This window comes from Paenibacillus ginsengihumi DSM 21568 (assembly GCF_000380965.1).
GTDB lineage: Bacteria > Bacillota > Bacilli > Paenibacillales > NBRC-103111 > Paenibacillus_G > Paenibacillus_G ginsengihumi.
In genome coordinates, this window is record NZ_KB905549.1 from 144214 (window position 1) to 156260 (window position 12047).

General features: G+C 60.5%; 11 protein-coding genes. 4 read left to right on the forward strand and 7 right to left on the reverse strand.

What is annotated here, in order from left to right; all coding sequences use genetic code 11:
* Window positions 1-276 precede the first annotated feature (276 nt).
* Window positions 277-1857: an FAD-dependent oxidoreductase gene (locus tag F591_RS0101980; RefSeq protein ID WP_019532904.1), complete on the forward strand. Its 1581-nt coding sequence runs from the start codon at window positions 277-279 to the stop codon at window positions 1855-1857.
* 284 nt (window positions 1858-2141) lie between these two features.
* On the opposite strand, the gene F591_RS0101985 is transcribed toward F591_RS0101980, so the two are convergent.
* From F591_RS0101985 to F591_RS0101995, 3 genes are all read right to left on the reverse strand, one after another.
* Entirely contained in the window at window positions 2142-2681 is a 540-nt protein-coding gene (locus F591_RS0101985) for a hypothetical protein (RefSeq protein ID WP_019532905.1), read from the reverse strand.
* Between the two features lie 278 nt (window positions 2682-2959).
* Complete coding sequence (locus F591_RS0101990) at window positions 2960-4495, reverse strand: DEAD/DEAH box helicase (protein WP_019532906.1); 1536 nt, start codon at window positions 4493-4495, stop codon at window positions 2960-2962.
* Between the two features lie 35 nt (window positions 4496-4530).
* Complete coding sequence (locus F591_RS0101995) at window positions 4531-5439, reverse strand: alpha/beta hydrolase family protein (RefSeq protein WP_019532907.1); 909 nt, start codon at window positions 5437-5439, stop codon at window positions 4531-4533.
* Between the two features lie 113 nt (window positions 5440-5552).
* Between F591_RS0101995 and F591_RS0102000 the strand changes: the two genes are divergently transcribed.
* A complete protein-coding gene (locus tag F591_RS0102000) occupies window positions 5553-5819 on the forward strand; it encodes a DUF2573 family protein (RefSeq protein ID WP_019532908.1) in 267 nt (88 codons plus the stop codon).
* 13 nt (window positions 5820-5832) lie between these two features.
* Here the strand turns inward: F591_RS0102000 and F591_RS0102005 are convergent, their stop codons facing one another.
* The 4 genes from F591_RS0102005 to F591_RS0102020 all read right to left on the reverse strand — a co-directional run bounded on the left by F591_RS0102005 (window position 5833) and on the right by F591_RS0102020 (window position 9895).
* Window positions 5833-6609, reverse strand: a complete 777-nt coding sequence (locus tag F591_RS0102005; RefSeq protein ID WP_019532909.1) for an SDR family NAD(P)-dependent oxidoreductase — start codon at window positions 6607-6609, stop codon at window positions 5833-5835.
* A 144-nt stretch (window positions 6610-6753) separates the two neighbouring features.
* On the reverse strand, window positions 6754-7212 hold the full coding sequence (locus F591_RS0102010; RefSeq protein ID WP_019532910.1) for a chemotaxis protein CheX: 459 nt from the start codon (window positions 7210-7212) through the stop codon (window positions 6754-6756).
* Window positions 7213-7355: 143 nt separating this feature from the next.
* A complete protein-coding gene (locus F591_RS0102015) occupies window positions 7356-8195 on the reverse strand; it encodes a VanW family protein (protein ID WP_019532911.1) in 840 nt (279 codons plus the stop codon).
* Between the two features lie 341 nt (window positions 8196-8536).
* Entirely contained in the window at window positions 8537-9895 is a 1359-nt protein-coding gene (locus F591_RS0102020) for a dipeptidase (protein ID WP_019532912.1), read from the reverse strand.
* Between the two features lie 125 nt (window positions 9896-10020).
* Between F591_RS0102020 and F591_RS0102025 the strand changes: the two genes are divergently transcribed.
* Window positions 10021-10344, forward strand: coding sequence for a PepSY domain-containing protein (locus F591_RS0102025; protein WP_083935253.1), 324 nt, complete (start codon window positions 10021-10023; stop codon window positions 10342-10344).
* A 4-nt stretch (window positions 10345-10348) separates the two neighbouring features.
* Window positions 10349-10573, forward strand: a complete 225-nt coding sequence (locus F591_RS0102030; RefSeq protein WP_019532914.1) for a hypothetical protein — start codon at window positions 10349-10351, stop codon at window positions 10571-10573.
* Window positions 10574-12047: the final 1474 nt, after the last annotated feature.

The following is a 12047-nucleotide window of genomic DNA, read 5'->3' on the forward strand; positions in this document are numbered from 1 at the left end:
CGTGTGTCTTGCGCCGGCACCCGCCGGATGCCGTCATGCCAATCCCTTAACCGTGTGTAGCTCTGTTTGAAATATCGATATCCTTCGCGAAGGTCACCGGAACCTGTGCACCGATTCCGGCTTCACTTAGATTGAATTCGCCGCCGCGGAAACGTTTGCGGGGGTAACCGGGGGGCATTTTGAACAGTTTTGCCAAAAATGATAGACTCTTAAGAGACAATAAGCCGGAGCGCGGCCGCTGCAGTCGGCTGCCCTCCCAAGGGGAGAGTAAGGACAATGAGACGCAAGCGCAAACAACGGCCGCTCGTCGGACTGGCCGTGCTCGCATTGGTCGCGTTGGCGGCCGTCTATGCGGGCTTTGACTGGTTCAGCAGCGCAATGAAGCAGCAGGCGGCCCCCGCTTCGACAGAGGCGCCGGCAACCGGCGGCGCGAAGCAGTCCGGGAACGCGGAAGAGGAGCCTGCAGAGCCCGACATTCCGGTCGAGAAGGTGGATATCGTCGTGTTCGGCAGCGAACTGGAAGGGCTGTATTTGGCCCGCGCCGCGGCGGACGAAGGGCTGAAGGTGAAGGTGCTGGACACGCGCGAGGCGTTCGGCGGGCAGGTGCTGCAGGGCGAGATGCTGTTCCTGGACGAAACGCGCGACGATCAGCGCCGCTCGCTCGTGCAGGGCCGGGCCAAGGAGCTGTTCGACGGCTTCCGCGCCGGCAAAATCCGTAAGCTGAGCGAATTCGAGCAATATTTCGACAAGCTGATTCAAGGTATTCCCGTCGAGCAGGGCGTCAAGCTGGAGAGCGTCGAGCAGGTGCAAGGGCTGTTCGCGGCCCATGAGGTGCGCTCGGTTTTGTATACCGACAAGGACGGCGTCAAGAAGCGCATCAAGGCGCAGTATTGGGTGGAGAACACCGACCACGCGGCTCTCGTGCGTCACCTGAAGGCGACGCGGATGCCGGGGCTGGAAGCCTTTTACGGACAGCAAAATATCGAGTACATGAGCGCAGGCTACATGATGAAGTTCAGGAACGTCAATTGGAAAAAGTTCCAGGAAAACCACAAAGGCGTCGACAACAGCTTCGCCCTCGGGCTGACGAGCGTAACGAACAAGTACAAGCCCGGGAACGACAGGGTATTCCTGCGCGGGCTCAATGCGGTGAACCAGCGGGACGGCGAGGTGCTGATCAACGCCTTCCTGATCTATACCGTCGACCCGGCGGACGATCAATCGATCGCCGAAGCGCTGGAGCTGGGCAAGCGGGAAATGCCGGCCGTGCTCGACGTCTTCCGCAAAAACTTCGCCGGCTGGGAAAACGCGGAGCTGAACGGCTATCCGAACTATTTGTATATTCGCGAATACAACCATTACGAAACGGACTATGTGCTGAAGCCGTCCGACATGCTCGGAGCGCGAATGTTCTGGGACAACGTCAGCATCGCCGGCTATCCGCTCGATCTGCAAGGGACAAGCGCCAATAAGTGGGGCATCGAGATGGGGCGCCCGGACAAGTACGGCATGCCGCTGCGCAGCTTCCTGCTGAAAAATTACGACAACGTCATCATGGCCGGCAAAAATGTCGGCGCCTCGGCCATCGCCTACGGAAGCGCGCGCATCCAGCCCAACACCTCGCTGGCTGCGGAATCGATCGGAATCATCCTGGGGCAGATCGAGGGCAAAAAGAAGCTGCGCGAAATCAAGGAAGCGGATATGCCCGCTCTGCATCAATATTTGCAGTCCCAATACAGCATCAAGCTGACCGGCGTGACCGGCAACAACAAGATTGCCAACTGGACGGAAGAAGAGATCGCCAAGCTCGATACCGGCGAAATCGTCTATGCCCAGTACGTTCATAAGCGAAAATAGCTTATATTCGGCTATTTGGATCGGATTAACGGGAGTTCTTTCTGCGGAGAGCACTCCTTTTCTTTTGGACAAAGCATTGCTTGCGGAGGAACAAGAAGACGCCGGCAACTAGCCCATCACCTGCGCTCGCGGCGCATAGGGACGGGGTGATTGCCGGAAAATCGCTCGCATCTGCGCCATGTCGATCGTGCGGGAGCCGCGCGCTAAGACGAGAACAGGCCGCGTCAACGACGCGGCCTGAAAGCTTGTCTATAGCTTCTATATCAAGCACAATCGAGCGGCCTCTAAAGCAGCGTGAAGCTCAGCCTGACCGCATTGCCGGGAAATTCCACCGAGCGGATCGACAGCATCCGCGGCAGCGGCGCTTCCAGATCGACCTCCAGCGGCTTAAGGCGCAACCAGGCCGCGGGAACGGCGAATCGCCCGATTTCCGTGCGCGTATGCTCGGCTCTCAGCAGCGGCGCCTGCCAGGACAGCGCAAAATGCAGCCTCGCCCCGACAGGCAAGCGGCCGCGGTACGTCAAATTCGCGGCGGCAATCAGCTGCTGCCCCTGCAGGCTGAAGCGGACGCCCGTCACCTGCCACACTTCGGAGGCCGGCATATGCCCCGCCAGCGCCTGCTTCAGCAGGCTATCGATTTCGGCTTCGCTCAGCGTAATCTCCAGCTGGCGGGCGGCCAGCATGCCGGCAACGTGACTGCGCAGCGATATCGGTTCGTAAGACCAGTCGAGCTCCTGCTTCGGCCGTACATACCACAGCGCTGCGGCGGCCAGCGCAGCAGCCGCTAGCAGCGCAACCAGCATCCCAATCACGATCCGCTTCATCCGATCTCCTCCCCCGCCTCGGGATGAGCTGTCATAGCTATCGTCTCAGGGCCCGGCGCTAACGTTTGACCCATCGCCGCGGACTGGCAAACCGCCGCCGGGCCGCCGCTCCAAGCAGCCGGTCGGACGAGCGAATTGACGGCGGCTGCCGCTCAATGGACGACGACCGAGGGCTGGCCGCTTCGGGCAGCGCAACCGTCGTCCGTCTCGCCTGCGGCAATCCGGGCGGCGGATCTAACGCGGCGAACTGCCGGGAGCTCTCCAGCCGCCGGCCGGGCTCACGTTTGCTCCCGCTTGGCCTTCAGCCAGCGCGGAGCGCCTTTGTTTTTGCGCTCCTCCGGCGTCAGCGGCTTCCGCTGCTTGCGCGAAGCCGGGCCGCTGCCGGCGGCGCTTTGCTTCCGCGCGACCCGGCTGCCGGCCGCTGAGCCTTGCTGCCGCGTCGCCGGGCTGCCGCCGGCGGCGCTGCGCCTGCCTGCGGCCGGTCCGGCGCTTCCCGGCCGGGCGGCGGTGCTCGGCCCGGCTAAAGCGCCGGCCTGGGGCGCGCGCGTGCCGGCCAGCGCTCCGCCCGCGGCCGGCCGCTCCAGGCCGGCGCCAGGCGGACGCACCGCCGAAGCCGACGCCGACGCCTTGACCGGCTTCTTCCCCCGGCCGCGGCGCAGCTGCTCTTCCTCCTCCGGAGACAGCACTTTGCCGTAGTACAGCGTCCGCCGCTCGATCCGGATGCCCAGCGCTTTGGAGAACTTGTCCATGATGAACTCTTCCTTGGGCGTCACGATCGAGAAAGCTGTCCCGCGCCGCCCCATCCTTCCGGTACGGCCCGTGCGGTGCACATAAGCGTCGGCATCTGTCGCCGGGTCCAAATGAATGACATGCGTGACGTTCGGCAGATCGAGCCCGCGCGCCGCCACGTCGGTCGCCAGCAGCAGCTGCACCTTCCCGTCGCGGAAACGCTGCATCGCCTGCACCCGGTCCAGCTTGAACGCGTCGCCGTACAGCCCTTCCACCGACAAGCCGATAAACCGCAGCTTGGCCACCGTCTCTCCGATGTCCTCCGTATCGCCGATAAATACGATGGCCGCCTTCGGGTTGTAAGTCCGCACCAGACGCCGCAGCGTATCCAGCTTGTCCCGCTCCTCGCTGACCACATAATAATGCTCGATCGTAGGACTGGTCCGCTCGGCGGGATTGATCCGGACGAAGGCCGGGTCCTGCATCCATCGCTCGACCGCCTCCATGATCCGGGGAGGGATTGTCGCCGAAAAGAACAGCACCTGCTTGTCCCGGCGCAGCCCTCTCAGAATCGTTTCGGTCTCCTTCAGCCCTCCGAGCTCGAGCACCTGATCGACCTCGTCGACGACGAGCTGCCGTACCCCGTGCAGGCTCAGCTTGCGCAGCTTGAGCAGCTCGAGAATGCGTCCGGGCGTTCCGACGACGATGTGCGGCTTCTTCTTCAGCGCCTCGATCTGTCTCTGGATGGATGCGCCGCCGATCAGCTGCTGCACGCGAATGCCGGTTCCGTCCGTGAGCGATTGGAACGTGCGGACGATCTGCATGCCGAGCTCGCGGGTCGGCGCCAACACCATCGCCTGCACATGCTTCTGTGCCGGATCGGCCGCCTGCAGCAGAGGGAGCGCGTAGGCCAGCGTCTTGCCCGACCCGGTCTGGGATTGAACGACTGTATCCTTGCCTTCCAGGATGACGGGAATCGCCTCAGCCTGAACGGGCGTCGGCGTCTCCATGCCGAGCTCCTTCAGCCTCGCGACATAGCCGGGCTCGATATGCAATGCGGCAAAATCGCTGCCAACCTTATTCATCAATGCAAGAACCTCCTTCATATGAAGCCATCATATCAATAGGAGCGTTCTTCCTGCAAGCGCCGCAACAGCTTGCCGGCCGACGGCGGCGCGTCGCCTTCCGGCTGCAGCTCGCCAAGCTTGCGGCCGATCCAGGCGAATACCGCATCCAGCGCCTGCTCATCGGCCTCCTTCGGAAATCGGTGCCCAAGCCCGTCGTACAGCTCCATCGTATAATCTTTGCCCGCCTGCTCGAGCGCCCGGGCCAGCTTGTGCGCGTGATTCGCGCTTACCTGCTCGTCGGCCGTGCCGTGCACGATCAGCACCGGCACGTTCACATCGCGAATCCAATATACCGGCGATCTGCGGACGTATTCCTCCGCCTGCTTGCGAGGGTGTCCGACGACGCGCTTCAGCATGCGCCGAAGATCGATCCTCTCTTCATAAGTATCGAACAGATCGCTGACGCCGCCCCACACGACGACAGGCCCGGCCCCGGCGCATTCCTTGGCGGCAAGCATCGCCATGATCGCGCCGCGGGAGAAGCCGATGAGCGGCACTTTGCCGGGACGCGTCTCAGGCAGCTGCTGCACGAGCGCGATGGCATGGCAGACGTCCAGCCGGTCCTCGCCGCCGAAATCCTCCCGCCCTTCGCCGCCCTCGTTGCCGCGGTAAAACGGGGCGAACACGACATACCCCCGCTTCGCGAGCGACAAAATACGCCGTTTGCGCACCATGCCGACCTTGCGGATGCCTCCGCGGCAATAGATGACGGCCGGAGCGGGCACAGCCGCCTCCGGCACGGCCAAATACCCTTTCACCCGCAGTCCTTGGCTCATATAAGTGAGCACGTGCAGGCCGATGCCTTTGACCGGAGAACGAAGCGCCTCCCGCTGCAGCAAGGTGCCGTCCGCTGCTGCAGGCGGCGATGGTGCGCCGCTGCCGCCTTCTTGTTCCACTATCAACGAACTTCTCGCCTCCTTAAGGCGCCTCTTGCCGGCGCAGCTTGGATGCTTTTGACAGCGGCGCGCCAACAAGGGTACACTGGAACTATTATGACCTGAAAGGGGGCCTGGCTATGAACGCCGCATTCAAGGAAAGCTTCGCAGCGCTGGTCGAAAAATACGCCGAGCTGCTGACGGGAGACGCCTCCCCGGAAATGAGCGAGAAAATCAAGTACTGGGCGATCTATAACCATATCCACAAAACGATGCCTGCGCTGTCTTCCCACTGGGGCGCAGCGCACCCGGAGGCGAAGGCAGAGGTGCGCAAGCTGTTCGAAGAGGTGCGCGACTTGAACCGGAAGCTGCGGGAGCAGCGCGAGCCGTCCCAAAGCGACAGCTAAAGCCGGGGCCCGCTCATTTCTGATTCAGCACCTTCATCGCGATCCGGTCGAACAGGCGCGGCGCAAGCTGATACAGCTTGACTCCGGCGGCAGCCATGAACGGCAGATTGATCTCCGGAATGCGCCGCTCGATCGCCTCCAGCGCCTTGGCCGCGACTTTTTCCGGCTTCAGCATGAACCATCGCACATTATTGACATAGCGGCCCGACGGGTCCGCCCGTTCGAAGAACGGCGTGTCGATCGGTCCGGGATTGACGGCCGACAAATAGACGCCCGTTCCGGCCAATTCCTGACGCAGGCAGTTGGTAAAGCCGAGCACCGCATGCTTCGTTGCCGAATAGCCGGTCGATTTGGCAGAGCCGATCTTGCCGGCCATCGAAGCGATATTGACGATATGCCCCGAGCCCTGCTCCAGCATGTGCGGCAGAACCGCTTTGGTACAGCGCACCATGCCCATATAGTTGATGTCCATCATATCGGCGATCGTCTCGATGGAGGTGTCGACGAACCGTTCGAACACGCCGTAGCCGGCATTGTTGATGAGAATATCGATTCGGCCGTACTGCCCGATCACCTTCCGCATCGTCTCCGACACCTGCTCGTTCGAAGCGACGTCGAGCGGATACACGGCATGAGGCCCGCGAATCGCCGCGGCCACCTCGCCCAGCTTGCGCTCAGAGCGCGCCGTCAGCACAGGCACCGCCCCCCGCTCCGCCAGCATTTGCGCCATCAGCGCGCCGATACCGCTCGAAGCCCCCGTAATCACGGCAATTTTCCCTTGAAATGACAAGCCAGCGGCCTCCCTTGCATGGATCGTTTGCGGCCCTCCCGCTTCGGCTGCCTTGTGCCCGAATGCACAAAAAAAGCAGCCAGGCCGCCAACCGGTCTCGTCCCGCGACGGCCTACTGCTATAAGCATACATGCATCCCCCGAATCAGGCAATCAGCACCTGAATGTCCAGCTCGCCGATGCCTTCCATGATCAGCGGAATAGTGAGCGCTTTCTTGGCTTGAAAGCCTGCCACGGCCGCGGAATGAAGCAGCTTCGGCGGCGTAATGTCGACGCGCACACCCTGATTGAACAGCATCGTGCTGGCGTTGCCACTGATCATGTTGCCGAGCTCGGAAATCGCGCTGCGGCTCATTTCGTCCAGCTCTGTAATCAGAAAGCCGCCCATCATCGCCGACACCATCTTCAGAGCTACTTCCTCATGCAGTCCGAAGACGATGTCTCCTTCCATCTGCCCCGTCATGCCGATCTGAATCCATATGTACTTCTCGATAAACTTGACGTCCTTGATGCCAAGTTGCCCGGTAGCCGGACGCACGTTGGCGACCTGCTCGATTACGGTCCTCGCCGCCTCCAAAAAGGGATTGATATACTCCGCCTTCATCTAATGACCGATCTCCCTTCGACAAAATGCCGTCACCCGATAGGACTGACTCTTATTCCATTATACCTATTTCTTTTTTGTTCGTATATAAAAAAGAGTCTTTTTTCCCAGATGAAAATGTGATTTTTTTCCTATCATTTCGATCATTCGGCATTTTGTCCGGGCGGAAGACTCGGATCGTACATCATGATCGCGTGATTTTCCGCCACGAACTGCTCGTCCAGCCAGCGTCCCTCCGCATCGTACCTGTTCCGGTACACGATATTGTGGCGCACGAAACCGCCCCACAGCTCGCGCGTCATCCAATGCTTTTTCTCGACGATCTCGTAGCGGCAAGCAGGCTCGGCATCCGATCGCCACTCTCCGCACAGGTCGGTATCGGTGAGGCGGACGCGGAGTTGGAAGACGGACTGGGTGTCGTTTTTGATTTGCAGATCGAGATAATTGTAAAAGCAGGTGGCGCCGGTGCCGAACGGCTGCGTCCGGCCCGCGTCGGGAAAGACGTCATAGCCGTGGCGGTAGCGCTCCGTTACGGTCAGCGGAGTGTGCAGCGTCATCCAGTAGATGAGATTCGACAGTTGGCAAAGGCCGCCTCCGACGCCTTCCGTCACCTTGCCCAGGTGGAGAATCATGCCCTCCACATAGCCTTTTCGCCGCGTCGGTTTGCCAATCGTCCGCCAATAGGAGAACGTCTCGCCCGGGTGAAGCATCAGCCCGTCGATGCGCGCGGCGGCCAGCCGCAGGTTGACGATTTTGTTATGCTGCAGCCGCATATCGACGCCGCTCAGCTGCCTAAGCAGCGGCGTGCGGTGCCGGAATACGGCATACGGCAGCACCTCGTCCGGCCGCCGCTGCACGGCATAGGCTCTTCGGTTGCGCAGCCACTCCAGCCTCCGGCGGGTGCGGTAATAGGCGATCCCCAGCATCAGCCGCAGAGGCGACCGCCTGATCGGCTTCGGGACACCTCCAGGAAAAGACGACATGTTCATCCCCTGTCTATCTTGAAAATTCGACGAATCCCTCCGGCGAATTTTTCAACACCGAAGGTGACGACCGATGACGACAGGAATCGCTCGTCATAGGCGTCTATTTTGAAAATTTGGCGGTATACGCCGACCCAACTTTTCAACACCGCAGGTGACGTCCGACGACGACAGGAAGCGATCGTCTAGGCGTCTCTCTCGATAAAAGTCTGCCGACGCCGCTGTCCTTTAAGCCGATCCATCCCCCAGCGGCAAAGGAGGAGCGTTTTCGTCTCCGCCGATCTTCGGGCCGGAACATAACGTCCGTCCTCCGAGACGGATTTCGCCCCGGCGCACCGGCGTTAAAACCGCCGCAAAAAATCGACGATGGTCATTAGCCCTTTATCGAAATTCTCCAAATGAAAATGCTCGTTTGGCGCATGCAAATTTTCAGTCGGCAGGCCGAAGCCCATCAGCACAACCGGCGCGGACAGCAAGCGGGAGAACGCCTCCACGATCGGAATCGAACCGCCGTCGCGCGTAAATACCGGCCGGGCCCCATACACGGCCTCGTAGGCGTCCGCCGCCTGCCGCAGCAGCGGATGAGCCGTGTCGATGGTGTACGGCCGCCCTTTTTCCCGCTGGGCGACGGTCACTTTCGCCCCGGCCGGGGCATGCGAGCAAAGATGCCGCTCGATCTTGTCGAGAATGTCCTGCGGGTCCTGGGTGCCGACGAGCCGGCATGTGATCTTCGCGTGCGCCTCGCAAGGGATGACCGTCTTCGTGCCTTCGCCCTGAAAACCGCCGTACATGCCGTTAATTTCCAGGGTCGGTCTTGCTCCCACCCGCTCCGCGAATGTATAGCCCGCTTCGCCGAAGAGAGCATCTAGCTCAAGCGACTGCCGCAGCTTCTCCTCATCGATTCCTTTCTTCGCAAACTCCGCCCGCATCTCCTCCGTCAGCTCGGGCACGCCGTCGTAGAAACCTTCCACCGCTACCCGCCCTTCGCTGTCGTGCAGCGAATCGAGCAGCGAGACAAGCGCGTGCAGCGCGTTCGGCACTCCCCCGCCGTAAGTGCCCGAATGGAGATCGGTGCTCGCCGTCCGAACCGTAAGCTCCAGCGAGCATAAGCCGCGCAGGCCGGTGCAGATGGCCGGCCGGCCTGGCGCCAGCAGCTCCGTGTCGGAAATCAGCACGGCGTCGGCCGCCAGCTTGTCCCGGTTCGCTTCCAGGAACGGATGCAAATGCTCGCTGGCGATCTCCTCCTCCCCTTCGACGCAAAACTTGACGTTGACCGGAAGCGTCCCTTCCTCGCGCAGCATCGCCTCCAGCGCCTTGACGTGCAGAAACAGCTGCCCCTTGTCGTCCGTTGCGCCTCTGGCATACAGCTTATTGTCCCGGATTTCCGGCTCGAACGGCGGCGACTGCCACAGGTGGAGCGGATCGACCGGCTGCACGTCGTAATGGCCGTAGATCAGCACGGTCGGCTTGCCGGGCGCGTGCAAGTAATCGGCATAGACGATCGGATGTCCGGCCGTCGGATGAATTTCCACATGCTCAAGGCCGGCCCGCTTCAGCGACTCTGCCAGCCACTCCGCGGCGCGGCGCACATCTTCCTTATGCGCCGATTCGGCGGACACGCTCGGAATGGACAACCACTCCTTCAGCTCGCTCAAGTGCGCATCCCGATTCCGCGCAAAATAATCCGCATAACTTACCATATTAACCCCGTACCTCCTCCAACATTTGGCATTATCCAATGACCCGATTATACCACGAACCGGGTGCCAAGCTGCAAATCAGCCAGGCTGCCGACTTTATGTTACAATAAGATACGGTCGAAAGCGTGGAGTTGGAGAAGAAGCGCGGAGTGACATATTATGAGGTCGACATTGAGCAAAACAACCGCGATGATGACGTTCATATCGATGCATACAGCGGCAAGACGCTAAAAACGGTGCCGGACGATGACGACGACCGCGGCGGTATCCGAAACAGCAGCGCTGCATCGTCTTCCGCGAGCCGGACGGAGGCCGGTCATCGCGGAGCCGACGGCAGCGGCACAACGAGCGGCCGTTCTGCATCGATGATCACCGCCGAAGAAGCCGGACGAATCGCGGCAGCCTACGCAGGCGGCACGGTGGTCGAGATCGAAAGGGAGAGCAAATGACGGCGTGCGCCTTTGCGAGGTCAAGCTGAAAACAAGCGGAGCAATAGCGGAAGTCGACGTTCACGCCTATGCTGGCCAGGTTCTTTCGCTCGACACCGATGACTTCGATGACTTCGATGACAACGACGAGCATGACGACGACGAGCATGACGACGATCTCGACAAAAACAGACTGCTTGCATACGCCGCATCACTTCCGCGAAAACAAAACCTCTCGTCACACCGATGAGAGGTTTTTTGCATAATATACTTCGCTATCCATATATACAAATTCCCCCGCCGCCCGGCTAATCATCCCGCACAGCCTATCGGATAGCCGTTTTGAATAGAGGACGATTCGTTTCGTTATTAACAGACACCGCAGGCCGCACTGGCTCCGACATGCGTATGTCCGTTAAACGCTAAAAATAAACGTTCGAGGCCATAGCCTTAAGCAACATCAACGGGAGCAAAAAGCGAGCCTTCTGGCGTCCCTGAATCACAATTTCATCTCTAACGCAAGTGACAAACGCTATTTTGCTGAAAGGTACCCTCTTTAAAATGTAACGCAACTGGGGAGCGCTATTTTGTAAAAAAGCTGAATTTGGTGGCCCAAAATGCGAAATAAGGCTGCTCACTTGCGTTACAATTTCAAATCGATGGTTTCGAGTAAAATAAGCTCTGTGGCTTGCGTTAGCTTAAGGTCTGCTCGGCAGTGCCCGGCAAAACGTGAGCCCACGGCTAGCAAAACGAGGCTTGCTGGCGCGAGGCTAGCAAAGCGAGCAAACCATTCCCGGCAGCTCGGGTCCGCCGGTCCGCCGATGGCAAGTGCCGACGACCTCCCTTTGCAGAGAAAGTAACGCAAGCACTCCGTCTTGGCAGCGACCCAGAAGCGAGCCGTTAAGAAAAACGCCTATCGATGTCCTTTCGAGAATGTGCGACCGCGGATACTCGGCCGGCGGACCCGAACTCCGCGTGATGTTCGAGACGGGATAAGCAGTTGCGCACATGCAATTCCGCGTTAGCGCTGCCCTTCCCCTGGCACACCCGGGCATATGAGGCGGTCCGCTCCCCGATAACGGTTACAAATTCCTCCCCGGGCACATGAGGCTACGAATCCTGCAAAAAATGCAACATTTTCCGTATCTTTCGTGCTAGAGGTAGGAGAAAGTTGTATTTTGTGCAACAATTTAGGTCAAATTGGCCTCAAATCGAGGAACATCGCCCAAATTGTTGCACTTTCTACAACATTGAACCGCGAATGCGGTTGATCCCCCCGTTTTTGTTGTACAAAATACAACATTTGCTGACTCTCCCCGAAAATTCAGCAGCATCCGCACGCTGATTTTGAGATGACGACCGATCACGCAAGGAAAATCGCTCGTCATTGGCGACTCTCCCAGCGGAATCCGCCTCGTATCCGGCAGGATGCTTTTGGCGCCTGCTCGATCCACCGATGGGAGCCCGCGGGAGCGGCTTGACAGTGCACGGCGGATGGGGTACGGGATCTAGCCCTAGCCCGGGGTACAAGCCCCCAGCCTGCGTACGGGGCCCGACACGGGACTCGGAACCCCGCCTGTATACGGGACCGACATGGGGCTCGGTACCCCACCGGGACACGGGGCCCAACCTGGCTCGGTACCCCACCGGGACACGGGGCCCCGCCTGCGCCCGGGACCCCGCCGGGGCTCGGGGCTCCGCCTGCGCCCGGAATCCCGCCTGCG